24 protein-coding genes and 4 tRNA genes are annotated in these 23,569 nt (G+C 69.9%); 6 read left to right on the forward strand and 22 right to left on the reverse strand.

Features of this window, described 5'->3' with window-relative positions:
• The 4 genes from AAIL17_RS08805 to AAIL17_RS08820 all read right to left on the reverse strand — a co-directional run.
• Nucleotides 1-126: GTP-binding protein (locus AAIL17_RS08805; protein WP_229730253.1), on the reverse strand; the 126-nt coding region annotated here is incomplete at its 3' end.
• Nucleotides 127-206: 80 nt separating this feature from the next.
• Nucleotides 207-282, reverse strand: a tRNA-Thr gene (locus AAIL17_RS08810).
• Nucleotides 283-361: 79 nt separating this feature from the next.
• Nucleotides 362-435, reverse strand: a tRNA-Gly gene (locus AAIL17_RS08815).
• A 31-nt stretch (nt 436-466) separates the two neighbouring features.
• A tRNA-Tyr gene (locus AAIL17_RS08820) sits at nt 467-552 on the reverse strand.
• Between the two features lie 195 nt (nt 553-747).
• On the opposite strand from AAIL17_RS08820, the gene trxC reads away from it, so the two are divergent.
• A complete protein-coding gene (gene trxC / locus AAIL17_RS08825) occupies nt 748-1,185 on the forward strand; it encodes a thioredoxin TrxC (protein WP_424682455.1) in 438 nt (145 codons plus the stop codon).
• Here trxC and AAIL17_RS08830 read toward each other — a convergent pair.
• From AAIL17_RS08830 to AAIL17_RS08840, 3 genes are all read right to left on the reverse strand, one after another.
• On the reverse strand, nt 1,182-1,535 hold the full coding sequence (locus AAIL17_RS08830) for an antibiotic biosynthesis monooxygenase family protein (protein WP_424682456.1): 354 nt from the start codon (nt 1,533-1,535) through the stop codon (nt 1,182-1,184). The two genes, trxC and AAIL17_RS08830, sit on opposite strands and share 4 nt — an antisense overlap.
• Nucleotides 1,532-2,509 carry an alpha/beta fold hydrolase gene (locus AAIL17_RS08835; RefSeq protein WP_424682457.1) on the reverse strand — a complete coding sequence of 326 codons (978 nt, stop codon included), beginning with the start codon at nt 2,507-2,509 and terminating at the stop codon, nt 1,532-1,534. Before AAIL17_RS08835 ends, AAIL17_RS08830 begins: the two co-directional genes overlap by 4 nt.
• 120 nt (nt 2,510-2,629) lie before the next feature.
• A complete protein-coding gene (locus tag AAIL17_RS08840; RefSeq protein WP_424682458.1) occupies nt 2,630-4,186 on the reverse strand; it encodes a protein adenylyltransferase SelO in 1,557 nt (518 codons plus the stop codon).
• A 134-nt stretch (nt 4,187-4,320) separates the two neighbouring features.
• On the opposite strand from AAIL17_RS08840, the gene AAIL17_RS08845 reads away from it, so the two are divergent.
• The gene (locus AAIL17_RS08845; protein ID WP_424682459.1) at nt 4,321-4,659 is read left to right on the forward strand and encodes a YkgJ family cysteine cluster protein; all 339 of its coding nucleotides are present in this window, start codon (nt 4,321-4,323) and stop codon (nt 4,657-4,659) included.
• On the opposite strand, the gene AAIL17_RS08850 is transcribed toward AAIL17_RS08845, so the two are convergent.
• The 5 genes from AAIL17_RS08850 to AAIL17_RS08870 all read right to left on the reverse strand — a co-directional run bounded on the left by AAIL17_RS08850 (nt 4,656) and on the right by AAIL17_RS08870 (nt 9,037).
• Complete coding sequence (locus AAIL17_RS08850; protein ID WP_424682460.1) at nt 4,656-5,375, reverse strand: pseudouridine synthase; 720 nt, start codon at nt 5,373-5,375, stop codon at nt 4,656-4,658. The two genes, AAIL17_RS08845 and AAIL17_RS08850, sit on opposite strands and share 4 nt — an antisense overlap.
• The gene (locus AAIL17_RS08855) at nt 5,372-6,427 is read right to left on the reverse strand and encodes a class I SAM-dependent methyltransferase (protein WP_424682461.1); all 1,056 of its coding nucleotides are present in this window, start codon (nt 6,425-6,427) and stop codon (nt 5,372-5,374) included. Before AAIL17_RS08855 ends, AAIL17_RS08850 begins: the two co-directional genes overlap by 4 nt.
• Before the next feature lie 119 nt (nt 6,428-6,546).
• A complete protein-coding gene (gene egtD, locus AAIL17_RS08860; protein WP_424682462.1) occupies nt 6,547-7,533 on the reverse strand; it encodes an L-histidine N(alpha)-methyltransferase in 987 nt (328 codons plus the stop codon).
• A gap of 22 nt (nt 7,534-7,555) precedes the next feature.
• The gene (egtB, locus tag AAIL17_RS08865; RefSeq protein WP_424682463.1) at nt 7,556-8,803 is read right to left on the reverse strand and encodes an ergothioneine biosynthesis protein EgtB; all 1,248 of its coding nucleotides are present in this window, start codon (nt 8,801-8,803) and stop codon (nt 7,556-7,558) included.
• Nucleotides 8,804-8,914: 111 nt separating this feature from the next.
• Entirely contained in the window at nt 8,915-9,037 is a 123-nt protein-coding gene (locus tag AAIL17_RS08870; RefSeq protein ID WP_424682464.1) for a hypothetical protein, read from the reverse strand.
• On the opposite strand from AAIL17_RS08870, the gene AAIL17_RS08875 reads away from it, so the two are divergent.
• Entirely contained in the window at nt 9,036-9,467 is a 432-nt protein-coding gene (locus AAIL17_RS08875; RefSeq protein ID WP_424682465.1) for a DUF6491 family protein, read from the forward strand. The two genes, AAIL17_RS08870 and AAIL17_RS08875, sit on opposite strands and share 2 nt — an antisense overlap.
• A gap of 48 nt (nt 9,468-9,515) precedes the next feature.
• On the opposite strand, the gene AAIL17_RS08880 is transcribed toward AAIL17_RS08875, so the two are convergent.
• Both AAIL17_RS08880 and AAIL17_RS08885 read right to left on the reverse strand, forming a co-directional pair.
• On the reverse strand, nt 9,516-9,941 hold the full coding sequence (locus AAIL17_RS08880; protein WP_424682466.1) for a hypothetical protein: 426 nt from the start codon (nt 9,939-9,941) through the stop codon (nt 9,516-9,518).
• Between the two features lie 103 nt (nt 9,942-10,044).
• Entirely contained in the window at nt 10,045-11,067 is a 1,023-nt protein-coding gene (locus tag AAIL17_RS08885) for a cyanophycinase (RefSeq protein ID WP_424682467.1), read from the reverse strand.
• A gap of 103 nt (nt 11,068-11,170) precedes the next feature.
• Here AAIL17_RS08885 and AAIL17_RS08890 point away from each other — a divergent pair, with 103 nt between their 5' ends.
• The 3 genes from AAIL17_RS08890 to AAIL17_RS08900 all read left to right on the forward strand — a co-directional run bounded on the left by AAIL17_RS08890 (nt 11,171) and on the right by AAIL17_RS08900 (nt 15,959).
• Complete coding sequence (locus AAIL17_RS08890) at nt 11,171-11,761, forward strand: RNA polymerase sigma factor (RefSeq protein WP_424682468.1); 591 nt, start codon at nt 11,171-11,173, stop codon at nt 11,759-11,761.
• A complete protein-coding gene (locus AAIL17_RS08895; protein ID WP_424682469.1) occupies nt 11,739-12,794 on the forward strand; it encodes a FecR family protein in 1,056 nt (351 codons plus the stop codon). Before AAIL17_RS08890 ends, AAIL17_RS08895 begins: the two co-directional genes overlap by 23 nt.
• A gap of 72 nt (nt 12,795-12,866) precedes the next feature.
• Entirely contained in the window at nt 12,867-15,959 is a 3,093-nt protein-coding gene (locus tag AAIL17_RS08900; RefSeq protein WP_424682470.1) for a TonB-dependent receptor domain-containing protein, read from the forward strand.
• A 76-nt stretch (nt 15,960-16,035) separates the two neighbouring features.
• On the opposite strand, the gene ychF is transcribed toward AAIL17_RS08900, so the two are convergent.
• The 8 genes from ychF to AAIL17_RS08940 form a co-directional block, all read right to left on the reverse strand.
• Nucleotides 16,036-17,127 carry a redox-regulated ATPase YchF gene (ychF, locus tag AAIL17_RS08905; RefSeq protein WP_424682471.1) on the reverse strand — a complete coding sequence of 364 codons (1,092 nt, stop codon included), beginning with the start codon at nt 17,125-17,127 and terminating at the stop codon, nt 16,036-16,038.
• 82 nt (nt 17,128-17,209) lie between these two features.
• Nucleotides 17,210-17,812, reverse strand: coding sequence for an aminoacyl-tRNA hydrolase (pth, locus tag AAIL17_RS08910; protein ID WP_424682472.1), 603 nt, complete (start codon nt 17,810-17,812; stop codon nt 17,210-17,212).
• A 51-nt stretch (nt 17,813-17,863) separates the two neighbouring features.
• The gene (locus AAIL17_RS08915) at nt 17,864-18,514 is read right to left on the reverse strand and encodes a 50S ribosomal protein L25/general stress protein Ctc (protein ID WP_424682473.1); all 651 of its coding nucleotides are present in this window, start codon (nt 18,512-18,514) and stop codon (nt 17,864-17,866) included.
• A gap of 78 nt (nt 18,515-18,592) precedes the next feature.
• A complete protein-coding gene (locus AAIL17_RS08920) occupies nt 18,593-19,531 on the reverse strand; it encodes a ribose-phosphate diphosphokinase (protein WP_424682549.1) in 939 nt (312 codons plus the stop codon).
• Between the two features lie 74 nt (nt 19,532-19,605).
• Nucleotides 19,606-19,682: transfer RNA gene (locus tag AAIL17_RS08925), tRNA-Gln, on the reverse strand.
• A gap of 44 nt (nt 19,683-19,726) precedes the next feature.
• Nucleotides 19,727-21,133, reverse strand: a complete 1,407-nt coding sequence (gene ispE / locus AAIL17_RS08930; RefSeq protein WP_424682474.1) for a 4-(cytidine 5'-diphospho)-2-C-methyl-D-erythritol kinase — start codon at nt 21,131-21,133, stop codon at nt 19,727-19,729.
• Between the two features lie 4 nt (nt 21,134-21,137).
• Entirely contained in the window at nt 21,138-21,767 is a 630-nt protein-coding gene (lolB, locus tag AAIL17_RS08935) for a lipoprotein insertase outer membrane protein LolB (RefSeq protein ID WP_424682475.1), read from the reverse strand.
• The gene (locus tag AAIL17_RS08940) at nt 21,764-23,512 is read right to left on the reverse strand and encodes a tetratricopeptide repeat protein (RefSeq protein ID WP_424682476.1); all 1,749 of its coding nucleotides are present in this window, start codon (nt 23,510-23,512) and stop codon (nt 21,764-21,766) included. Before AAIL17_RS08940 ends, lolB begins: the two co-directional genes overlap by 4 nt.
• Between the last annotated feature and the right edge of the window lie 57 nt (nt 23,513-23,569).

Consider the following 23,569-nt stretch of genomic DNA (forward strand, 5'->3'; position numbering starts at 1 on the left):
GCCACCGAAACGCTCGGCGCCCACCTTGGTCAGCGCCGCCGTCAGCGTCGTCTTGCCGTGGTCCACGTGGCCGATCGTGCCCACGTTCACGTGCGGCTTGGTGCGTTCGAATTTACCCTTTGCCATGCGCGCTAAACCCCGATGGAGTCAATGAAAAAAAGAAAACCTGCCGTAGGCCCGGAGCGACCGGCGGCAGCCGCGTGAGATGGTGCTCATGACAGGAATCGAACCTGTGACCTCTTCCTTACCAAGGAAGTGCTCTACCGACTGAGCTACATGAGCGAAGTTCTTGCAGCCATCCATCCTGGTGGCGAATAGCCCGGCATCCGGCCGAACCCTCAAAATCCTGCGACGAGATCAATGGAGCGGGAGACGGGAATCGAACCCGCACCATCAGCTTGGAAGGCTGAGGTTCTACCATTGAACTACTCCCGCCTGGCAATACCCTGCGCGGAACTCGTCTTGATGGTGGAGGGAGGTGGATTCGAACCACCGAAGGCGTAAGCCAGCAGATTTACAGTCTGCCCCCGTTGGCCGCTTGGGTATCCCTCCAACAAAGAACGGCTATTTTCGCGAGCGACCCCGGATGTGTCAACAGTTTGCGACGGCGAAACCGCCGATCGCAGCGGCTTTTCGATGCACGATCACCTCCGGCGCATGATCGCTCCTGCCGCCGCGGCCGCCGCGGCCGCTTGCGGCACGCGATGCCGGCCGCCATATGGCGGAAAGGTCCTACGGGAGCACCTCATGTCCACGCCATTGAACATTCCCTGCGCGCATTGCGGCGCGCTCAACCGCGTACCGGCCGAACGCCTGGCCGAGCATCCGGTGTGCGGTCGTTGCAAGCAGGCGCTGTTCGAAGGCCGGCCAATCGAGCTGACCACGGCCAACTTCGACGCCGTGGCCGGGCGCGGCGACCTGCCGGTGCTGATCGACTTCTGGGCGACCTGGTGCGGCCCCTGCCGCGGCTTCGCACCGGTGTTCGCCGAGGCGGCCCGCCAGTTCGAGCCGCGCCTGCGCCTGGTCAAGGTGGATACCGACGCGCAGCCGCAACTGGCGCAACGCTTCGGCATCCGCAGCATCCCGACGCTGGTCCTGCTCAAGGATGGCCGCGAGCTGGCGCGGCAGGCGGGCGCGCTCGGTGCCGCGCAACTGCGCCAGTTCGTCGACGGCGCGCTGCGCTAGACCGCCCCGCCGTGGACGCGTCGGCTGTCCGCAGGCGCTTCTCCCCGTTCGCGCATGCCGTAGTCGCGCAGGACCGTCGCCACGCGCAGCCGGTAGTCGGCGAACACGTCCGCGCGTCCTTCGCGCTGCGCGGCGCGATGCACTTCCAGTTGTCGCCACCGGGCCACCGCTTCCTCGTCGCGCCAGAACGACAGCGATAGCAGCTTGTCCGGTTCGGCCAGGCTGCGGAAGCGCTCGATGGAAATGAAGCCGTCGATCGTTTCCAGCCACGGCCGCAGCTGTGCAGCCAGTTCCAGATAGCGGCCATCGTGCCCTTCCTTCAGCACGACCTCGAAGATGACGGCGATCATCGGAACGCCTCCGCCGCATGGATGAAGGCATCCACGCTTTCGTACAGCGAGCGGCGCGCGCGTTCCAGGTGCATCACGTGCGTGCCGTGGTCGATGCGCAGCCGCCAGCGCAGGGGACTGGCATCGAAGCGCGCTAGGAACCCCGCCGCCGACGCATCGCCGACCACCGTGTCGTGGTCGCCGTACACCACGAACACCGGCACGCGGACGTCGCCTGCGGCATAGGGATAACGGCCGGCCTGCGCTTCGCCGATGTCCGCCACTGGGCCCGCCGGGATCCGCAACTGGCCGCGCGGGTCACCGGCGACATGCGGCGCCGACGCCTCGAACCGCGCGGCCCAGACGGCATCCACCGCCGGCTCCAGCAGCACCATGCCCCGCGGCAGCACGTCCAGGAAGCGCAGTTGCCGGTAGCGCGCCTGCGCGGTGATGCCCCACCACGCGCTGCGCACCGGCTCGCCATCCGGGTGAGCCACGGGTGTCACCGGCCCGAACAGGGTGAGCGAGGCAAGCGCGTGCGGATGCGAGGCGGCGAAGGCCGCCGCCGGAATCGTGCCCCATGAATGAGCCACCAGATGCACCTTGGCCATGCCGCGGGTGCCGCGCAGGTAGTCGACCGCCAGCGCGATCTGCGCCGCCGCCTCCGCGGCACGGTCGACCGGCGTGCCCGCCTCGTCAGCTTCCATGGCCGGCGGCCGGCTGGAAGCGCCGAACCCGATGAAGTCCAGGCCGCAGGCGAGGTAGCCGCGGCGCGCCATGAAGGCCATCCAGGAGTCGCCCGGCGCGAACTCGAAGCCGGCGGCGAGCATCGTCGGAAAACTCGCACCATGGATGAACAGCACGCTGCGGCCGGTCGCCTGCGCGGGTGCGATGCAATGCAGCGCCACCTGCTGTCCGGGCGCCTGCGGCAAGGGAAGATAGGCGGTGTGCACGGCCGCCGCGGAGAGCAGGCCGGCGAGCAGGATTGCGGACATGGGGCGCGTCCTGAGGAAGGGGGAGCCCATGCTGAGCGACCTGGCGCGCCGTGGTTTCGGGACGGAACGAAACATCGCAGGTGCGCGATGTGCCATGAAGCAGCCCTGCGCGTGCGTTCCTCAGGAGCTGCAGGAAAGCATCGAACAGCCGGCACGCTGCTTCGCCCAGTCCGGGCGCTTGTGTGCGAAGCGCTCGCGTCCCGGTTGCTCGTCGTACGGATGGCGCATGACTTCCAGCAGTTCGTGCACCAGCGCGTAGTCACCCTGCTCCGCGCGGTCGATCGCTTCCTGCGCCAGGTAGTTGCGCAGCACGTATCGCGGATTGGACGCACGCACGCGGTCGCGCCGCTGTGCGTCCGGCAGCGGGTCCTCGCGCAGGCGCGCGGCGTAGCGTTCGAGCCAGTCGCGCAAGGCCGGCTCGGCGGCAAGGCGGCTGTTCTCGTCGTAGCACACGCCCGCCAGCAGGTCGGGCGATGGCGCGTCCGGCCGGAAATCGGCCAGCGCGCGCCAGGCGAGGGTCATGTCCGCTTGCGCTGCGCGCATCCACGCGTGCAGGCCGTCGCGCAGGGCCAGGTCCTCGTCGCTGGCCCGGGTCAGGCCCAGCTTGGCCGCGACGTTGGCGCGATCGGCCGCCTCCCATGCGGCCACGTAGCGGTCGAGTCCCGCCTGCAGCGGCGCGATGTCGGCGAACAGCGGCGATAGCGCGCTGGCCAGCCGGGTAAGGTTCCACCACGCCACGTTCGGCTGCTGGCCGAAGCGGTAGCGCTTGCGCGTCGCATCGGTGGTGTTGGGCGTCCAGTCCGGATCGTAGTCGTCGATCCAGCCGTAGGGACCGTAGTCGATCGTCAAGCCGAGGATGGACATGTTGTCGGTGTTCATCACGCCGTGCACGAAGCCCACGCGCATCCAGTGCGCGAGCAGCCGGGCGGTGCGTTCGCAGATCTCGCCGAACCAGTCGGCGTAGAGCGTCTCGCCCTGCCCGCGCAGCTGCGGGAAGTCGCGGCGGATCGTGAAGTCCGCCAATTGGCGCAGCAGGGCCACGTCATTGCGCGCATAGGGCAGTTCGAAATGGCCGAAGCGGATGAACGAGGGCGAGACGCGGCAGACGATCGCACCGGGCTCCTCGCGTGGATGGCCGTCGTAGAACATGTCGCGCACCACCGCCTCGCCCGTCTCGACCAGGCACAGCGCGCGCGTGGTGGGGATGCCCAGGTGATGCATCGCCTCGCTGCACAGGAACTCGCGGATGGACGAACGCAACACCGCACGGCCATCCGCACCACGCGAATACGGCGTGGGGCCGGCGCCCTTCAGCTGCAGCTCCCAGCGCTGTCCGCGCGCGTCCAGCGCCTCGCCCAGCGAGATCGCGCGACCGTCGCCCAACTGGCCGGCCCAGACGCCGAACTGGTGGCCGCCGTAGTTGCTTGCCCATGGCTGCATGCCGTCCAGCAACGCATTGCCGCCGAAGACGCGGGCGAAGCGCTCGCTGTGCAGGTCCGCCTCGCCAAGGCCAAGCGTCTGGGCCATCTCGGCCGACCAGGCAACCACCCGCGGCGCGGCGACCGGCGTCGGCTCGACGCTCGACCAGTAGGCGCCTTCCACCTGGCGCAGTCGCGATCCGCTCTCGCTGTCGCCGGGCAGCTCGCGCAGGAAGGCATTGTCGAACTCGAAAGACATGCGCGGATGATCGCACGCCCTTCCGCCATGGGATGTCCATGCGCCTCGCCTACCCTACGGCGTCCGCCCGGCGACGGGATGAAGCGAACACGAACCTTTAGCACGCGGCTTGGCGGCAGGCGCCATACTGGCGCGTGGACAACTTTCCCGAAACCGGCGAGTACGCCGAGAGCATCGATCCTTCCGTGCAATGCACCGACTGCGACGCCGTCTGCTGCCGGCTGACCGTGGTGCTGATGCCCGAAGACCACGTGCCCGACTGGCTGGTGGCGCATGACGACCATGGACTCGCGGTCCTCGCCAAGGGCGAGGACGGCTGGTGCGCCGCGCTCGATCCGGACACCTACCGCTGCACGATCTACGCAGAGCGCCCGGCGATCTGCCGCAAGTACGCGATGGGCAGTCCCGGCTGCCGCGACGAGCGGCGCAAGTGGTACCAACGCCCGTTGCCAACGCCGGTGAAGTTGCTCTAGCGCCCGCCGGGCACCGTCGGTTCGAAGGCCTTGGCGACTCCGGCGGCATCGAGCGCACGCCACTCGCCAGGCGCCAGCCCATCGAGCGCCAGTTGCCCGATGGCCACGCGCTCAAGCGCATCGACGTGGTTCCCGGTCGCCGCGAACATGCGCCGCACCTGGTGGTAGCGCCCTTCAGTGACCGTCAGCCGCGCACGACGCGGCGCAAGCACCTCCAGTTGCGCGGGCGCCAGCGGCGTGGTCTCCGATTCCAGCATCAGCGTGCCGCTGGCGAACAGCTCGCCTTCGCCGCCTCCCAGGTCGCGGGCGAGCGTGGCTTCGTACACCTTGGCCACGCTGGCCTTCGGCGAAATGATCCGGTGCAGCAGTGCGCCGTCGTCGGTCAGCAGCAACAGGCCGGAGGTGTCGCGATCGAGCCGGCCGACGGTGGAAAGCGCCGGGTCGCGCCGGCGCCAGCGCGGCGGCAGCAGGTCGTACACGAGACGCCCGGCGTCCTTGCGCGAGCAGGTGTAGCCGGTCGGCTTGTGCATCAGCAGGACCAGGCCGGTGGGCGGGTCGAGCGGCTCGCCATCGATGCGGACGTCCTCGTGCGCGACCTTGTCGTCCGTGTAGAGCACCTCCCCTGCCGCGTCGGTGATGCGCCCCTCGCGGAACAACTGCATGACCTCCTTGCGGCTGCCGTAGCCGAGGTTGGCGATCAGGCGTACCAGCTTCATGCGCGCACCGCCTCGATCACCTTGAAGCCGTCCTGCAACGCGACTGTGCGCACCTGCGCGAAGCGCGAGGCCAGCGTGGCCTCGTACGGTAGGTGCCGGTTGGCGACCAGCCACAGGCGCCCGCCCGCCAGCAGCGCATCGGCGGCGGTTTCGATGAAAGCGCGACCGAGTTCGGGCAGGTCCGCCCGGCCCTGGTGGAATGGCGGGTTGCTCACGATGGCGTCGTAGCGCTGCGGCAGGCCGCGGGTCACGTCGTGCCAGTGCACGTTCACCGCAACCGGTCGCCCGCTCGCGTCGACGGCTTCGGCCAGGTTGATCCGCGCCGGCTCCAGCGCGCGCGCCTCGGCCTCGTACAGGTCGATCGAGGTGATTGCGGGACAGCGCGCAACCACCTGCGCCGCCAGGTAGCCGTAGCCGGCACCGAGATCGGCCACGCGGCCGCGCAGGTCATCCGGCAGATGCGCGGCGAGCAGGCCCGAGGCGGCATCGACCCGGTCCCAGGCGAACAGGCCAGGGCGGCTGAGGTAACCGCCGGCAATCCGCCGCGGAGCCTCCAACGCTTCCCATTCGGCCAGCAGCGCGCCGTCCGTCGCATCACCGGCGGTCGCCCAGAACACACGGCACTTGTGCTTCGAGAGGCTGCGCACGGGACCCAGCAGCCGCGCAAGGTCGGCCTCGGCCGATCGGGCGCCTTCGGCATTGGGCACGGCCACCAGCACGATGCCGCCGGGTCGCAGGTGGCGAGCCGCGCGCGCGAACAGCGCACGGGCCTCGTCGCGCTGGCGTGGCGGCAGCAGAAGGACGAGCGCAAAACGTTCGTCCTGCGCCGGCTCGCCGACTTCGCAGTCCGCGCGCTCGAGTTCGTCCGCGAACGGCTTGAAACCCTGCTGGCACAGCCAGCCCGCGCGGGCGAACGCACGCAGCGGCGCACCGTCGCGGGCGCGCAGGAAAAGCACGCGGGCATCGTCGGGCCACCGCAGCTCGCCGGTGGCCAGAGGCAGGAACAGCGCGTCCAGCTGAAGCGCGGGAGCGGAAGCGGCGATAGAAGCCATCGAATCGGGACGCACGGGCGGGGGCTGGATTCTACCCGGCCGCCGCACGGTGGGCTTCGGCCCACCGCCTCCTCCATGTCGCCATGGTGAGCCGGGCCCACCAAACGCCTGCCGCGCCCTCAGCGTGCGACCGAGCCGGCGCGAACGAGATACTGCACGCTGAACATGCGCTCGGGGTCGAGCCACACGCGCAATACCTCCAGCCCGGCCTTGCCCGCGAGTGCGGCGAAGTCCTCCAGCGAGTACTTGCAGCTGATCTCCACGCGGATCGCCTCGCCGTCGCCGAAGACGACCGTGCCACGGCCCAGGCGCACCTTTTGTGCGCGCTGGCTGACCAGGCTGGTCTCGATGCGGCCGGCCAGCGCGTTGTAGTGCGCGCGGTGGCGGAAGCCGGCAAGGTCGAAATCGCATCCCAGCTCGCGGTTGAGGCGCGCCAGCATGTTGAGGGTGAACTCGGCGGTGACGCCGGCCGCATCGTTGTAGGCCGCCTCGATCAGCGCAGGGTCCTTCTTCAGGTCGGCGCCGATCAGGATCCCGCCGTTGTCACCCATCTCCCCGCGCATCTTGCGCAGCAGCGCCACCGCATCGCGCGTGTCGAAGTTGCCGATGGTCGAGCCCGGGAAATAGAGAACCGTGCGCCGCGGCGCGCGCGACGGGATCGGCAGGCGCAGCGCGCGGGTGAAGTCGGCGCACAACGGCTGCACGGCCAGCTGGGGGAAGCGTTCGCCCAGGCGCCGGACGCTCTGCTGCAGCGGCTCGGGCGAGATCTCCACCGGCACGTAGCTCACCGGCGCGGCCATGTGCTCGAGCAGCAGGCGCGTCTTGGCCGCATTGCCGCTGCCGTATTCGACCAGGCGCACGTCCACGCCCAGCGTATCGGCGATGCCGGCGGCGTGCGCCTGCATCAGCGCGGTCTCGCAGCGCGTCAGGTAGTACTCGGGCTGCTCGCAGATGCGCTCGAACAACGCCGAACCCGGCGCGTCGTAGAACAGCCACGAAGGCAGGCGTTTGGGCTGCGCGCGCAAGCCGCGGCGGACGATCTCCAGCAAACCGGTGGCGGGCGGGGTACGACCATCGTCGTGCAGGTCCAGGGCACGGATATTCATGGAGTGGGGCTCCTTGGAAGTCCTAACGGTCCTTGGCCAGGCGCAGCCCGGCGAACTGCCAGCGCGCCTGCGGGGGGAAGAAGTTGCGATAGCTGGCGCGCACGTGGCCCTGCGGCGTGGCGCAGGAACCGCCGCGCAACACCCACTGGCCGCACATGAACTTGCCGTTGTACTCGCCCAGCGAGCCGGGCAAGGGCCGGAAGCCTGGATACGCCACGTAGGGCGAGGCGGTCCATTCCCACGCGTCGCCGTACATCTGGGCCAGGCCGGCGCCGTGCGCCGCCTGCGGCAGCCGAGGCGTGCCGTCGAGCAGGTTGCCCTCGATCGGCAGCACGGCGGCCGCGGTCTCCCATTCGGTTTCGGTGGGCAGGCGCGCGCCGGCCCAGCGCGCGAAGGCGTCGGCCTCGTAGTAGCTGACGTGGCAGACCGGTGCAGCCGGATCGAGCGCGCGCACGCCGACGAGCGAGAACGCGCTGGCCAGGTCCGGCTGCCAGTACAGCGGCCGCTGCCAGCCTTCGCGCTGCACCGTGGCCCAGCCGTCGGACAGCCACAGCGACGGTTCGCGGTAACCGCCGTCGTGGACGAAGGCGGCGTACTCCTCGTTGGTCACCAGGCGGTTGGCCAGCGCGTGCGGCGACAGCCACGTGCGATGGCGGGGCGTCTCGTTGTCGAAGGCGAAGCCCTCGCCGGCGTGGCCAATGTCCGCCACGCCCTCGCGTCCCGGCATGAACTGCAGCGGCGGTGCGCCGGACGCGGCGTCCGGTGCCGGCTCGTGCAGGTACGCCGGCAACAGCGGGTTGCTCCAGAAGGCATGCTGGATGTCGGTCAGCAACAGTTCCTGGTGCTGCTGTTCGTGCTGCAGCCCCAGCTCGACGAGCGCGGCGAGCGCGCCGTGGTCGTCGCGCAGCAGGCGCTCACTGACGGCCTCGTCGACATGCCGGCGCCAGCCGAGCACCTCGTCGAGCGCCGGGCGAGAGAGCAGCCCGCGCTGCGGCCGCGCATGCATCGGACCGACGCTCTGGTAGTAGGAGTTGAACAGGTAATGCCACGCCGGGTCACGCGGGCGATAGTGCGGATCGTGCCCAAGCACGAACTGTTCGAAGAACCAGGTGGTGTGCGCCAGGTGCCATTTCGCCGGGCTGGCGTCGGGCATCGACTGCACCATCATGTCCTCGGCGGTGAGGCCTGCACACAGCTGGAGGCTCTGCTGGCGGATGCGCCGATAGCGCTCCGCAAGGGCATGGCCGGCGAACGGACTCAGTTGCGTCATGGCACGCTCCTTCGGGTGTCGGACGCGAGGCTCGCGTGCGCGCCGGCAGCGGCGCTGTACCAGGGGACGGATCGAACCGTTGGCATCGCCCAAGCTTGGCGCAGCGTCCGTTCAATACTTGTGATCTGCCGATGGCAGTTCGCTGACAACGTTCCACTGGCGCCGCGCCGGCCGGCGCGCGATGCTGGCGCCGCGCGGCCCACCGTGCGCCTTCCCCAGCGAGGTGATGTCCATGAAACGCCTGCCTTCCCTGTTGCTGTTCGCCACCTGTGGCTGTGCTACGGCATTCGCCGCCGACGTGCCGACGCACAAGCCGTTGCCCTATGCGCAATGCATCCAGACCGACAAGATCAACGAGTGGCACATCGTGGACAAGCGCACCGCACTGGTGCGCACCGGTCCCTATCGCTACGCGGTGCACCTGAAGGCCGACTGCCCGCGCCTGGGGATCGGCGTGCCGGGCTTCCTGCTGCACGCCAGCGAATCGGGCAAGGCCGCCGGCGGCAACCGCATCTGCGGCGACCTGGGTGAAACGGTCGCCGCGCGCGACCAGCCGCCCTGCGCGATCTCATCGGTGGAACCGATCGACGAGGCCAGCTTCGAGCGCATGCGCAAGCATGCCGCGCGCCACGGCAGCGGCGCTGACATCCCGCCTGCCCGGTAGGAAAAAAAAGGCCCGGCTTGGCCGGGCCTTTTTCGCAGCGCGACGCGCTCAGTCGCCGTCGCCGTAGTAGCCCACGTAGCGGGTCGGCGGAGCATCCTCGTAAACCGTGCGCGTCTCGACCACGCGGCGGGTTACCACCGGTTCCTCGTAGATCACCCGCACCGGACGGCGGTACACGGGACGTTCGTAGACCACCGTGCGCGGCGGCGGGTTCAGCGCGTCGTCGACCAGGCCGATCACCGCGCCGGTGACGATCGCGCCGGCGATCCAGCGGCCGCCGCTCCAGTGGCCGCGGTCGCGGTAGTAGTGGCCATGCCAGCCGCCACCGTAGTAGCCGCGATCGTAATGCCCGCGGCCGTGCCAGCCCCGGTCGTGCCAGCCGTGCGCCGAGGCGCCCATCGGCAACGCCGCGGCGGCCGCGAGCAGCGCGGCGGCGATGGTGAGGGCGGGCTTGCCCAGCCAATGCCTGGTCATGATGCGTACCTCCTTACGGGCAAGTCGATGCCCTGCGCGACGATGCTCCGGCCGGCGGGCTTAATCGCCACTTAAGCGCAAACGGGACCGTGCGGGCGCACCCTTAGCGGTCTTCTGTGGGCAGGTCGCCGTGCACTACGAGGCGTCCATCGCGCACATCGGCCGTCACCTGGAAGGCCGGCCGCTGCACGCCCAGGTCGCGCATGTCGATGCGGCTGTCCGGACCGATGCCGGTCAGGCGGACGTCACGGTATTCCAGCGGCTGTCCCGGCGCGATCCGCTGCGGCGTACCCTCCGGCTGCACCAGCCAGGCAAAACCATGGTCCCTGGTGAAGATCCGCCCGATGCCGTCGCCACCGATCGCCAGCACGGTCGCCTCGTCGACGCCCAGTCCGACCACCTGCGCATGCCCTTCGTGGCGCAGCCGCGCAACGAAGGCGATCAATCGCCCCAGCCGCCCGCGTGCGGCGAAGTGCGTGTCGGTGATGACCTGCGCCAGCCACGGCACGTGCAGGAATCCATCGACCAGCGTCACGGCGCTGCCCAGCGGGTCGTGCGTCGCCTCGGGCGAAACGATGCTGCCGCCGTCCAGCGCGCCGTAGGCGTAACCGCCGAGGATCGCCAGCCCGGCGCTGGTGCCGCCGATCGGCTTGCCCTCGCGCACGTGGCGGTCCATCAGCTCGTTCAGCGGCGTGCCCTTCCAGAAGCACACGTAGTTGGCCTGGTCGCCGCCGGCGATGAAGATGCCGTCCGCGTGCCGCACGATGTCGAGCACGGCCGGATCGCTGGCGGCCGCGCGATCGTGGAACACCAGCGTCTGCACCGAGGCCACGCCGCCGATGCGCCGATAGAGCTCGTCCTGCATCTCGTCGGCGCCGGAGGCGCGCAGGATCACGACGTGCCCGTGCCCAGCCTGGGCCACGAACCAGTGGAACGCCGGATCGACCCAACTGCCGCCGCCCATCAGCATCAGCGCGGGCGCAGTCTGGCCGGGCCGGGCGGCCTGGGTGTCGCCGATGCGGTAGTACTCGTAGCCGCGATGCGTCGCCGGGTCGGCCGCCGCCGCCCAGCCCGCCAGGGCGAACCCGCAGGCGAACACCACCCACCACCAGCGGCATGCGCGCATCGTGGACTCCAGGCAACCAGGGCACTTGACGACCGGGACGATTGGCCGTGCGATATCCCCCACGCGCCGCGTCCGCCGCCGCGCTCCCAAGCGAGGCCGCCGCATGGACGATTCGCTCGACGCCTGGTTCGCCCGCGAGGTCCTCGCGCACGAGGCCGCGCTGATGCGCTACCTCACGCGCCTGTGGCCGCGCCGCGACGAGGTGCCGGATCTGCGCCAGGAGGTCTACGTGCGCGTCTACGAGGCAGCGGCCCGCGCGCGCCCTGTCAGCCCCAAGTCGTTCATGTTCACCACCGCGCGCCACCTGATGACCGACCGCCTGCGCCGCGGCCGCGTGGTGTCGATCGAGGCGATGGGTGATTCGGACGCCTGGAACGTCCTTACAGATGAGCTGTCCCCGGAACACCGGCTCGACGCGCGGCAGGAACTCAGGCGCCTGGCGACCGCCTTCGACCGCCTGCCCGACCGCTGCCGCGCGGTGGTCTGGCTGCGCCGGGTCGAGGAACTGCCGCAGAAGGAAGTGGCCGCGCGCCTGGGGATCGGCGAGAAGACGGTGGAGAAGCAGGTGGCCAAGGGCATGCGCCTGATCGCCGACTACTTCCACGGCGGCATGCGCAACACGCGCGATGGTGCGGGCTCGCCCGCCCGCTGCGCGGCAACGGAACGGGACGATGACCAGCAGCTCGCAGATTGAACGCACCGCCGCCGCCTGGCTCGCCAGGCGCGACGCGGGCGCCTGGTCGCCGGACGACCAGGCGGCGCTCGATGCATGGCTGCAGGAGGCCACCGCGCACCGCGTGGCGTTCCTTCGCCTGGAGACGACCTGGCGGCGCGCCGACCGCCTGCGCGCGCTCGGCGCCGGGCGTGGCGATCCAACGCCCCCGCCGCGCGGCGAATGGACGTTCACGCCATTCGCGCGGACGAACGAAGCCGATACGCGGCTTCGCACGCGCCGACCGCCGTTGAGGGCGTGGACGCCGATGCGCCGCCTGTCGCGCGGCCTGCTCGCGGTGGCTGCCTGCCTGGTGCTGGCCGCCGTGCTGTGGCCGGCATGGCATCGCCCGAGCGCGGTCGAAAGCACGAGCTACGCCACCGCCGTCGGCGCCCTGCGCGAGGTGCCGCTGGCGGACGGTTCGCGCATCACCCTGAGCAGCGACAGCCGCGTGCGGGTGACCTATTCCCGCGACGAACGCCACATCGAGCTGCAGCAGGGCGAGGCCTTCTTCGAAGTGGCCAAGAACCCCGGCCGCCCGTTCACCGTGGTCGCCGGCGAGCGCCGCGTGACCGCCGTCGGCACCCGCTTCGACGTGCGCCGCGAACGCGCCGACCTGCGCGTGGTGGTCACCCAGGGCGTGGTGCGGCTGGAAGCGCAGGCCGGCGCCGACGGGCAACGCCAGCCGGTCACCCTGCTGCCGGCCGGCAGCGTGGCGCTGGCCAGCGGCGACGGCGTCACGGTGCAGTCCGGCCCGGTTGCGCAGGCCGAGGACCGGCTGAGCTGGCGCAACGGCTTCCTGGTCTTCCACGACACCCCGCTGGCCAGCGTGGCGGCCGAGTTCAACCGCTACAACGCCCACAAGATCGTCGTCGGCGACGCGGCCACCGGCGCGCTGCGCATCGGCGGCAACTTCCGCTGGTCCAACGCCGAAGCCTTCGTACGCCTGCTGCAGCAGGGCTTCCCGGTGCGCGTGGAACACCGTGCCGACGCGATCGTGCTGCGCCATCGCTGAGCCGAGGCGGGATTTGCCGCGCCCGTTCGTCCTGCTTGGAAGGGGGCGATCCGCGCCTCGGGGAGGGTGACCATGAACCGTCGGTTCCGCCGGGCGTCGAGCGCGCTCGCCTTCACGCTGGCCTGCCTGCTGCCGGCCGCCGCCATCCACGCGCAGGAGCCGGGGCGGATCGACATTCCGGCCGGCGACCTGGCCGGCGCGCTCGACACGCTGGCACGCACGTCCGGCACGCAACTGATCTATCAGGCCGACCAGTTGCGCGGCCTGCGTACCGCCGGCGTGCACGGCGCGATGCCGGCGGACCAGGCGCTCGACCGCCTGCTGCAGGGCACCGGTCTTTCGGCGAAGCGCGATCCGTCCGGCGCCATCATCATCGTTCGGCAGGCGCCGTCGCCGGCGGCCCGCACGCCCCCGCCGCGTCCCGCGCAATCGACCGAAAAGCCCGAGCCGACCCAGCTCGAAACCGTCACCGTGACCGGCTCGCGCATTCCCCGCGCGCAGGTCGAGGGTCCCGCGCCGGTGATCGTGGTCACCGCCGCGGACATCAAGGCCGACGGTTTCGTCAGCGTGCCGGACGTGCTGCGCGCGATCACCCAGAACGGCGGCGAAACGCAGAGCCAGCAATCGGCCAACGGCGCCGACTTCTCGCCCGGCGCGCAGCAGGTCGACCTGCGCGGGCTCGGTCCGAACCACTCGCTGGTGCTGGTCAACGGCCGGCGCATCGCCGACTTCCCGCTGCCGTTCAAGGGCCGCAGCAACTTCACCGACATCTCCAACATTCCGCTCGGGATGATCGAGCGGATCGAGATCCTCACCGGCAGCGCCTCGGCGGTGTACGGCTCCGACGCCATCGCCGGCGTGGTCAACATCATCCTCAAGGACAAGGCCGACGGCACCACGCTGGACTACCGCTACGGCGACACCACCCGCGGCGGCGCGCAGTCGCACCGGCTCAGCCTGTCCACGGGCTTCTCCGGCGAGAAACTGCACGGCGTGCTCGGCGTGGAGCTGACCGACCAGAAGCCGCTGTGGGCCTACCAGCGCTCGATCCAGGATTCGACCAAGGACGCCCCCACCGCGGGCTCGCAGATCGCGCGGCGCGTGTTCCTGCGCACCGACTACTACGACACCTACCTCGACCCCGGCGCCGCCACCTGCGCCAACCTCGGCTACCTCAACGGCGGCACCACCTACCATGCCGCGCGTCCGCGCTACGGCGACTACGACCCGGTCATCGACGACTACGGCCCCGGCTATTACTGCGGCAGCGACGAGGCGATCGGCTACGGCACCATCCTGAGCAAGGACCGCGCGGCCAACGCGTACGGCTCGGTCACCTACGACTTCGGCAACGGCACGCAATGGTTCGCCGACCTGCAGCTTGGCTACAACAAGGTCGAGCTGTTCCGCGACGTCGAGCAGTGGAGCTACATGGCTCCGGACGGCAACGAGGAGGGCTACTTCTACAACCAGGCCACCGGCCAGATCGAGTACTGGCAGCGCCAGTTCACGCCGGAGGAGATGGGCGGGCTGGGGCGCGGCATGATCAGCAACGTCGAGCACACCTTCAGCCTCGCAACCGGCTTCAAGGGCACCTTCGCGGCCGACTGGGATTACGAGGCGACGCTGTCGCACTCGCAGTACCACTCCATCGTCAGCTGGCCGCAGACCATCGCCGGGCCGGCCAACGACCTGTTCCTCGGGCCGCAGCTGGGCGTGGACGCGGATTCGGGCCTGCCGATTTTCAATGCCGACCCCAATCGCCTGTACACGCCGCTGACGCACGCCGAGTACGACGCGGTCACCGCCAACACCACCTACCATCCGCGCACGCGCACCGACACGCTGTCCTTCAGCACCACGCAGGCGAGCCTGTTCGATCTTCCCGGCGGCCCGGCGGGCCTGGCCGCAGTGGTCGAGTACGGCTCGCAGAGCTACGCGATCAATCCCGATCCGCTGGCGCTGGAGTACTACTACTACAGCTGGAAGGATTCGGACGGCCGCGGCAGCCGTACCCGTTGGGCGACCGCCGGCGAGTTGCGCATGCCGGTGCTCGAGTCGCTCAACCTGAGCCTGGCCGCGCGCTACGACGACTACCGCTTCGCCGGCCGCAGCGTGGGCAAGCCGACCTGGAGCGCGGGCGTGGAATGGCGCCCGGTCGACACGCTGCTGCTGCGCGGCTCCTACGGCACCGCCTTCCGCGCGCCCGACCTGCACTACGTATTCGCCGGCGAGGGCAACGACGAGACCTCCGGCACCGACTACTACCGCTGCCGCACCGAGGAGCCCGACCTCGACATCGGCGACTGCGACTATTCGGACGAAGGCCTGATCCGTTCGCGCAACGGCAGCCGCGAGCTGGATCCCGAAACCAGCACCTCGTGGACCGCCGGCGTGCTGTGGTCACCGACCGAGAACTTCGACGTCTCGCTGGACTGGTTCGACATCCGCATGCGCAACCAGGTGCAGGATCTGTCGGTGGACACCATCCTGCGCAACGAGGCGAGCTGCCGCATCGGCTCGCTGGCTGACGGCACGCCCGTGGACGTCAACTCGCCCACCTGCCAGGACGCCATCGGCCGCGTGACGCGCCTGCCCAACGGCGACCTCTACGGCATCCACGTCAACCCGATCAACGTCGCCCGCGAGACCACCGACGGCGCCGACCTCACCCTGCACTACCGGCTGCCCACGCCGATCGGCACCTTTCGCCTGAGCGGCAACCACACCTGGGTGCGCCACCACGATTTCGTGCAGTACCCGGGCGATCCGGTGATCGACGAGTTCGCGGTCAACAGCGGCTACGACATCCCGCGCACCAAGACCAGCGCCAGCCTCAACTGGAGCCTCGGTGGCTGGTCGGCGACGCTGCACGGCGAGCGGCTGGGTCGATTGCCGAACTCGTGGTCGTACGACCAGGTGGTGGATCAGGAGGCGGGCGACCCCGCGTGGATCGGCGCGACCTACCGCTACAACGCCTCGCTGCAGTACAAGTTCACCGACCACTTCGAGCTGGCGGTGCTGGTCGACAACCTGTTCGACAAGATGCCGCCGAAGGATCCGACCTACACGTCCTATCCGTACTACGACATCTCGTGGTTCGACTCGGTGGGCCGCAGCTACTACATCCAGGCGACCTGGAAGTTCGGCGGCTCGCCGCTGTAGCAACCGCCGGGCGGGCTTAAGCCCAGCAGCGACGTGCGGGAAGGTGGGCTCAAGCCCACCCCGCGCCTCGGCAGGCTCACACGTTGAACAGGAAGTGCAGCACGTCGCCGTCCTTGACGAGGTAGTCCTTGCCTTCCTTGCGCAGGCGGCCGGCCGCGGCGGCGCCGGCCTCGCCCTTGTACTGGATGAAGTCGTCGTAGGCGACGGTCTCGGCGCGGATGAAGCCGCGCTCGAAATCGGTATGGATCACGCCGGCGGCCTGCGGCGCGGTGGCGCCCTTCTTCACCGTCCAGGCGCGCACTTCCTTCACGCCCGCGGTGAAGTAGGTCTGCAGGTTGAGCAGCTTGTAGCCGGCGCGGATCACGCGGTTCAGGCCGGGCTCGTCCAGCCCCAGGTCCTTGAGGAACTCGTCGCGGTCGGCGTCGTCCAGTTGCGCCAGCTCTTCCTCGATCGCCGCGCACACCGGCACCACCTCGGCGCCCTCGGTCGCGGCGCGCTCGCGCACGGCGTCCAGGTGCGGGTTGTTCTCGAAGCCGTCCTCGCGCACGTTGGCGATGTACATCAGCGGCTTGAGCGTGAGCAGGAACAGGTCGCGGACCAGCGCCTTCTCTTCCTCGTCCAGCTCGACGCTGCGCGCGGACTTGCCCTCGTTCAGCGCGGCGGCGAGCTTCTGCAGCACCGGCTTCTTCGCCAGTGCTTCCTTGTCGTTGGCCTTGGCCGCGCGCTCGGCGCGGTTGAGCGCCTTCTCGACCGAGTCCAGGTCGGCCAACGCCAGCTCGGTATCGATCGTCTCGATGTCGGCGATGGGGTCGACCTTGCCGGCCACGTGCACGATGTCGCTGTGCTCGAAGCAGCGCACCACGTGCGCGATCGCGTCGACCTCGCGGATGTGCGCCAGGAACTTGTTGCCCAGGCCCTCGCCCTTCGACGCGCCGGCGACCAGGCCGGCGATGTCGACGAACTCGACAGCGGTCGGGATTACCTTCTGCGGATTGACGATGGCGGAGAGCGCGTTGAGCCGCTCATCGGGCACCGGCACCACGCCCACGTTCGGCTCGATCGTGCAGAACGGGAAGTTGGCGGCGGCGATGCCGGCCTTGGTCAGCGCGTTGAACAGGGTGGACTTGCCGACGTTGGGCAGGCCGACGATGCCGCATTTGATGCCCATGGTGACTCCGGAGAACAGGGAACGGGGAACAGGGAACGTGCAGATCAGGGTGGGGCGGAAGACGCGGCGCTTGCCGTACGCCTTACGTTCCCCGTTCCCCGTTTCCCGTTCCCGCTGTATGTAGTTGCTGCATCGCCTTGTCGAACTGCCCCGCCACCGCCAGCGGCAGCACGTCGAGCGCGCGGGCGATGCCGTCGAGGATCGCATCCTCGTCCTGCGCCGACGGCTTGCCGAGCACCCAGGGCGTGACCTTGTCCTTGTGGCCCGGGTGGCCGATGCCGATGCGCAGGCGGTGGAACTTGCCGTGGCCCAAGTGCGCGATGGTGTCGCGCAGGCCGTTCTGGCCGCCGTGGCCGCCGTCGAACTTCATCCGTACGGTGCCGGCCGGCAGATCCAGCTCGTCGTGCGCCACCAGGCACTCGTCCGGCTCGATCTTGTAGTAGCGCAGCGCGGAGGCGACCGCGATGCCGCTCTTGTTCATGAAGGTGGCCGGCTTGAGCAGCCACACGCTGTCGCCGCCGATACGCACGCGGCAGGCCTCGCCGTGCAGCTTGCCGTCGAAGGCGAAGCGCTCGCCCTGCCCCGATGCGAGGGCGTCAACAAACCAGAACCCGGCGTTGTGCCGGGTCCGGAGGTATTCGGCGCCGGGATTGCCCAGGCCGACGATGAGTCGCAAACCAGCCATGCCGTGCGCCGATCGCCGGGCCTCCCGCGCTGCGGAAGGCCCGGCTGGGGCTTACTTCTTTTCGGCGGGCTTGGCTTCGGCCTCGGGAGCGGGGGCCGCTTCGGCGACCGGCTCGGCCTCTTCCTTCACCGTGTTGGCGGTGACCACGGCGATGTCGTGGTCCGCGCCCAGGTGCAGCGCCGGCAGGCTCACGCCCTTGGGCAGCTTGACCTGCGACAGGTGCACGATCTCGCCCGGCTTGAGGTCGGCCAGGTCGAGCTCGATGAACTCCGGCAGGTTGGCCGGCAGGCAGGACACTTCCACTTCCGTCAGGTTGTGCGAGATCACCACGCCGGAGGTCTTGCCGGCCGCGGACTTCTCCTGGTTGAGGAAGTGCAGCGGCACGTTGACGCGGATCGCCTCGTTCTCGTTCACGCGCAGGAAGTCCATGTGCAGCATCTGCTGCTTGAACGGATGCTTCTGCCAGTCGCGCACCAGCACCTTCTGCACCTTGCCGTCGACGTTCAGGTCGAGGATCGAGGAGAAGAACCACTCGTTCTTGGCGGCGAGCAGGATGGTGTTGTGCTCGATCTGGATGCTCTGCGGCGGCTGGTTCGCGCCGTACACGACGGCAGGCACCATCGCCGCATGACGCAGGCGGCGGCTCGCACCTTTCCCCTCGTCCGTGCGGCTCTGGGCCTTGATTTCATGAGTCTGGGCCATTGTTCTACTACCTTGGGTTGCGTGGTTCCGCCTTGCGGCGGACGGGTGACTCTCCCGCGACCAGGAGAGTCGGAAAAATCAGTCGACGTACAACGAACTCACCGACTCGCCGAAGGCGATGCGGCGAATGGTTTCGGCCAGCAGCTCGGCGACCGAGAGCTGGCGGATCTTGCTGCAGCCCTGCGCCTCGGGGCGCAGCGGCAGCGTATTGGTGACCACCAGCTGGTCGAGCTGGGAATTCTCGATGTTGCCGATCGCCGCGCCCGAGAGCACCGGGTGCACGCAGTAGGCGACCACCTTGCGCGCGCCGCGCTCCTTGAGCGCCGCGGCCGCGGCGCACAGCGTGCCGGCGGTGTCGACGATGTCGTCGACCAGCACGCAGGTCTTGCCGTCGACCTCGCCGATGATGTTCATCACGGTGGCGACGTTGGCCTTCGGTCGGCGCTTGTCGATGATCGCCAGGTCCGCGTCGTCCAGCCGCTTGGCGATCGCGCGGGCGCGCACCACGCCGCCGACGTCGGGACTGACCACGATCAGGTCGTCCATCGAGTAGTTGCGCCAGATGTCCGCCAGCAGGATCGGCGAGGCGTAGACGTTGTCCACCGGGATGTCGAAGAAACCCTGGATCTGGTCGGCATGCAGGTCGACCGTCAGCACGCGGTCCACGCCGGCGGTTCCGATCAGCGTGGCCACGAGCTTGGCGGTGATCGGCACGCGCGCCGAGCGCGGGCGGCGGTCCTGCCGGGCGTAGCCGAAGTACGGCATCACCGCGGTGACGCTGGCGGCCGAGGCGCGCTTGAGCGCATCGACCAGGGCGAGCATCTCGATCAGGTTCTCCGCACTCGGCGCGCCGGTCGGCTGCAGCACGAACACTTCCTGGCGGCGGACGTTCTCCTCGATCTCGATCTGCACTTCGCCGTCGCTGAACTTGCCGACCAGCGCCTTGCCCAGCGGCACGCCGAGTCGCTGCGCGACGTCCTCGGCCAGGGCGCGGTGGGCATTGCCGGTGAAGAGCATCGGGGTGGACGTGTCCACTTGGATTCCTCAAAGAGCCATTCGTGAATGGCCGATTCAATGTGGCTGGTTCAATGTGGCTGGGGCGGCAGGATTCGAACCTGCGCATGCGGGAATCAAAATCCCGTGCCTTAACCAGCTTGGCGACGCCCCAGTGTTTCGTTTGCAGGCCGTCGTCCTGACCACCTGTCGTTTGCTTCAAGCCCGCAACGGTTGCTCCGGCGCCGCGGTCCGGTCGCGATGACGCGCCAGGGTCCGATGCAGCGGCGAAACCTCGACCCCCGCGGCCAGTTGCGCCGCGAATGCCGGAGGGCACTCCCGCACCACCTTGCGCGCCTGCGCGAGCGAGGCGGTTTCCAGGAACACGCACCCGCCGCTGCCGGAAAGCCGGGCGCGGCCGTAGCGCGAGAGCCAGTCCAGCGCGGCGGCCACCCGCGGGTGCCGCGCACGCACGACCGGCTCGAACGCGTTCTGGACCGTTTCGCCGGAAGCAAAGGACGAAATTGTCGCCGGCGGGGCATTTCGTGTCAATTCAGGCGCTTGAAACAAGGCCGCGGTGGGCACGTGCTCGCCCGGATCGAGCACCACGTACCAGCGCCGCGGCAAGGCGATCGGCGCGAGCCGTTCGCCCACCCCCTCGGCCCAGGCCGAACGGCCGCGCACGAACACGGGCACGTCGGCACCCAGCCGGTGCGCCAGGGCGGCCAATGCATCCTCGTCGAGGCCGCAGCCCCACAGGTGGTTGAGCGCGACCAGCGCCGTGGCCGCGTCGGAGCTGCCGCCACCGAGCCCGCCGCCCATCGGGATGCGCTTGTCCAGCGTGATCTCGGCGCCCGACGCCACGCCGGCCTGTGCCTGCAGCAGGCGCGCGGCGCGTACCACCAGGTCGGCCTCGGCCGGTACGCCTGGAATCTCGTTCGCGCGCACGATCGCGCCGTCCTCGCGGACGCGCAGGCGCAGCTCGTCGCCCCAGTCGAGCAGGCGGAAGACCGTCTGCAGGTCGTGGTAGCCGTCGTCACGGCGGCCGACGATGCGCAGGAACAGGTTGAGCTTGGCCGGCGCGGGCCAGGCGGTCCATTCGTCGCGCCCTGGCGGCGTGAGCGGACGCGACATGAACACGCGCAGGTCGTCGGGAAAACCGTTCTCGCGGTCGCGCTCGCGAGCGCGGGCGAACGCCGGGTCGCCCTTGTCGACCACGACGAAGCCGTGCTTCGCGTAGAACGGCGCGTTCCACGGCACGTCGGCCAGCGTACCCAGGCCGACGCGGCGGTAGCCGGCCGCGCGCGCCCAGGCGCAGGCATGTTCGAGCAGCGCGCCGCCGATGCCACGGCGACCATGCGACGGCAGCACGTCGATCTCGGCGATATCGACCGCGCCCTCGCCCATGGTGTCGTCCAGCCAGACGAAACCGACCGGCGTACCGTCTTCCAACGCGACCCAGACCAGGCCGCGGGCGATCGCCACTTCCAGCAGCTCGGGCGGGATCGCCATGGCGATGTAGGCGCTCCAGGCGCGGTGGCCGCGGAACAGCTCCACCGCCGCGCGCTCGATCGCGCACAGCGCCGGCACCTGCGCCGCGGTGGCGCGCGCGAGCGTCACCGCCACGGCTTCAGCGTCCGCAACCGGCGCATGGGGCCGCGCCGAGCTGGAAGCTGTCGATCGACAGCTTGACCTTGTAGGGCGGCCGGCTCGCGAAGACCTTCTGCGGCAGCGGCGGCTGGTGTGCCAGGTCCCAGGCGCGGTAGTCGACCGCCCAGCCGTCCTGCGCGAGCAGCGAGGGCAACTGCTGCTCGCCGAAATGCAGTTCGGCCGACGAACCGGCCGCACGCAGGCCCAGCACCCAGGCGCGCAGGTCGTCCAGCGGCACTTCCCAGCCCAGCGCCTTGCGCATAAGCGCCTCGGCGTCCGGGCCGCGCAACGGACCGCCCTCGATGCCTTCCAGCAGCGCGCCGCCGGGCCCGCCGCTCAGGCGGAAGCTCTTGCCGGTGATCGGCGCGCGCAGTTCGAAGTCGTAGCGGTCGCCGTCCTGCGTCCAGCGCAGGCTGCCGCTGCCGCCGTCATGGCCGTCGGACACGGCCAGGTGGCCTTCCAGCGTCCACTGGTCGACGCCCGCCAGTTGCCGTTCGCGCGCGGCCTGCGCGGCCAGTGCCGCTTCGTCGGCGGGCTTGCGCACCGGCACCGGTGCGCAGGCGGCCAGCAGCAGGCCGGCTGCCGCGCCGAGCCACAGGAAACGCTTCATGGCTCGAGCCGCCGCAAGGTGTCGCGCAGGTTGGCATTGCGCGGATCGAGCCGGCGGACCTGGTCGAACACGTGCTGGGCGTCCTGGCGCTTGCCGAGCTTCCACAGCACCTCGCCCAGGTGCACGCCGACGTCGGCGTCCCTGGCGGCGGTCCAGGCCTGGCGCAGGGTGCGGGCCGCCTCGTCCAGATGGCCCAGGCGGTACTGCAACCAGCCCCATGAATCGGCGATCGCCGGATCGTGCGGCTTGGCCGCGCGCGCCACCTCGATCAGCTTCTTCGCCTCGGGCAGGTCGCGGCCGGCGTCGGCCAGCGTGTACCCCAGCGCATTGCTGGCGTCGACGTCGTCGGGCTTGAGCTTGAGCAGGTGGCGGAAGTCGGCCACCGCCTGGTCGATCGCGCCCGCTTCCGCGTATGCCAGGCCGCGGCCGTAAAGCAGGCCCGGATCGTCCGGAAGCACCTGCAGGGCGTGGTCGTAGGCCTTGGCCGCCTGCGCGTAATGCTGCTCGCGCATGTACAGCTCGGCATCGGCCTGCCAGGCGCGGCGCAGTTCCTCGGGCTGGTCGAGGTAAGCGGTTTCCAGCTGCTCGAGCAGCGCATGGGCATCGTCGACCTTGCCCTGCGTGTGCAGGATCACCGCGCTGCGCAGGTCGGCGTCGAAGGCGTGCGGGTCGTCGTCGCCGACCTGGTCGTACCAGGCCAGCGCCTCGTCGTTGCGATCCTGCATTTCGGCAAGCTGGCCGAGCAGGAAGGCGCTGCTCTCGCGCACGTCGGCCGGCGCCTGCTTGAGCTGGCGGTACAACCTGGCGATCGCCGGCTTGTCGTGCGCCTGCGCCGCCAGGCCGGCGCGCAGGGCGTAGGTCTCGGCGCTCTGCGGACCCTTGTCGAGCAGCCGGGCGGCAGCCTTGTAGTCGCCGCCCTGGCTGAGCAGGCTGGCGTAGGTCAGGCGCAGTTGCACGTTGTCGGGCGAGCGGGCCAGCGCCTGCTTGAGCAGGTCGGTGGCGCCTTTGCGGTCGCCGCCTTTGAACTGCATCTGCGCCGCCCAGACGTAGGTCTCGGTGCTGTGGAAGCGCGCGACCGCCGCGTCGGCGGTGCGCGTGGCGTATTTCGTGCGGCCCAGCTTTTCGCCCAGTTCGCTCATCGCCAGCCACGCCTGCGGGTCGGCCGGCAGCCGCTCGGGCGTCGCCAGGGCTTCCAGCAACTGGCCGGCCTGCGCCGGGTCGCGCGCGCCGATCAGTGCGCGGCCGAAGCGCCGCCACGCGTGCGGGTCGCCGCTGCCGACCAGGCGCTCCAGTTGCGTGCGCGCGCCGGCGGTATCGCCGGTGGCCAGCGCCAGTTCGGCGCGGGCCTGGGCCAGGTCCGCCGCGCTGGCGCCGAGCGCCTGCCAGCGGTCGACCGCCCGTTGCGCGGCGGCCTGGTCGCGCACCGCCAGGGCCAGTTCCACCGCGCGCTGTGCGACCTTCGGGTCGTCCGACAGTGTCATCGCACGGTCGTAGCGTGTGGACGCTTCCTTGAGGTCGTTGTGAGTCAGCGCCATCTCGCCGGCGAGCAGTTGCGCCAGCAGGTCATGTTCGGCGTCCGGGGTGACCACGGTGAGCCGGTCCAGCGGTTGCTTGGGCGCCGGCAGTGCCGCCTTGCCGCCGGGCAGGCTGGCGCATGCGGCCAGGCCCAGCGCGCAGCCGGCCAGGCCTGCAAAATGCCGCAGTTGCTTGAACTTGCCCTTCACGCTCAGCACACTAGTTGCCATCCCATTGTCCGTCCTGGCGTATCGAAACCCGCCGCAGGTACGAAAGCTTAGCCTACG

Origin of the sequence: Frateuria sp. YIM B11624 (assembly GCF_049727805.1) — a bacterium.
Lineage (GTDB): Bacteria > Pseudomonadota > Gammaproteobacteria > Xanthomonadales > Rhodanobacteraceae > Frateuria_A.

What these genes read in the sequence shown, in the direction of transcription:
- AAIL17_RS08940 (WP_424682476.1), bottom strand. Translation starts at nt 23,512, where the DNA reads ATGGCAACTAGTGTGCTGAGCGTGAAGGGCAAGTTCAAGCAACTGCGG.
- lolB (WP_424682475.1), bottom strand. Translation starts at nt 21,767, where the DNA reads ATGAAGCGTTTCCTGTGGCTCGGCGCGGCAGCCGGCCTGCTGCTGGCC.
- AAIL17_RS08830 (WP_424682456.1), bottom strand. Translation starts at nt 1,535, where the DNA reads ATGATCGCCGTCATCTTCGAGGTCGTGCTGAAGGAAGGGCACGATGGC.
- AAIL17_RS08895 (WP_424682469.1), top strand. Translation starts at nt 11,739, where the DNA reads ATGACCAGCAGCTCGCAGATTGAACGCACCGCCGCCGCCTGGCTCGCC.
- AAIL17_RS08875 (WP_424682465.1), top strand. Translation starts at nt 9,036, where the DNA reads ATGAAACGCCTGCCTTCCCTGTTGCTGTTCGCCACCTGTGGCTGTGCT.
- AAIL17_RS08850 (WP_424682460.1), bottom strand. Translation starts at nt 5,375, where the DNA reads ATGAAGCTGGTACGCCTGATCGCCAACCTCGGCTACGGCAGCCGCAAG.
- AAIL17_RS08890 (WP_424682468.1), top strand. Translation starts at nt 11,171, where the DNA reads ATGGACGATTCGCTCGACGCCTGGTTCGCCCGCGAGGTCCTCGCGCAC.
- trxC (WP_424682455.1), top strand. Translation starts at nt 748, where the DNA reads ATGTCCACGCCATTGAACATTCCCTGCGCGCATTGCGGCGCGCTCAAC.
- egtD (WP_424682462.1), bottom strand. Translation starts at nt 7,533, where the DNA reads ATGAATATCCGTGCCCTGGACCTGCACGACGATGGTCGTACCCCGCCC.
- AAIL17_RS08855 (WP_424682461.1), bottom strand. Translation starts at nt 6,427, where the DNA reads ATGGCTTCTATCGCCGCTTCCGCTCCCGCGCTTCAGCTGGACGCGCTG.
- AAIL17_RS08880 (WP_424682466.1), bottom strand. Translation starts at nt 9,941, where the DNA reads ATGACCAGGCATTGGCTGGGCAAGCCCGCCCTCACCATCGCCGCCGCG.
- AAIL17_RS08920 (WP_424682549.1), bottom strand. Translation starts at nt 19,531, where the DNA reads ATGCTCTTCACCGGCAATGCCCACCGCGCCCTGGCCGAGGACGTCGCG.
- AAIL17_RS08900 (WP_424682470.1), top strand. Translation starts at nt 12,867, where the DNA reads ATGAACCGTCGGTTCCGCCGGGCGTCGAGCGCGCTCGCCTTCACGCTG.
- AAIL17_RS08915 (WP_424682473.1), bottom strand. Translation starts at nt 18,514, where the DNA reads ATGGCCCAGACTCATGAAATCAAGGCCCAGAGCCGCACGGACGAGGGG.
- AAIL17_RS08870 (WP_424682464.1), bottom strand. Translation starts at nt 9,037, where the DNA reads ATGGACATCACCTCGCTGGGGAAGGCGCACGGTGGGCCGCGCGGCGCC.
- AAIL17_RS08835 (WP_424682457.1), bottom strand. Translation starts at nt 2,509, where the DNA reads ATGTCCGCAATCCTGCTCGCCGGCCTGCTCTCCGCGGCGGCCGTGCAC.
- pth (WP_424682472.1), bottom strand. Translation starts at nt 17,812, where the DNA reads ATGGCTGGTTTGCGACTCATCGTCGGCCTGGGCAATCCCGGCGCCGAA.
- AAIL17_RS08885 (WP_424682467.1), bottom strand. Translation starts at nt 11,067, where the DNA reads ATGCGCGCATGCCGCTGGTGGTGGGTGGTGTTCGCCTGCGGGTTCGCC.
- ychF (WP_424682471.1), bottom strand. Translation starts at nt 17,127, where the DNA reads ATGGGCATCAAATGCGGCATCGTCGGCCTGCCCAACGTCGGCAAGTCC.
- AAIL17_RS08840 (WP_424682458.1), bottom strand. Translation starts at nt 4,186, where the DNA reads ATGTCTTTCGAGTTCGACAATGCCTTCCTGCGCGAGCTGCCCGGCGAC.
- egtB (WP_424682463.1), bottom strand. Translation starts at nt 8,803, where the DNA reads ATGACGCAACTGAGTCCGTTCGCCGGCCATGCCCTTGCGGAGCGCTAT.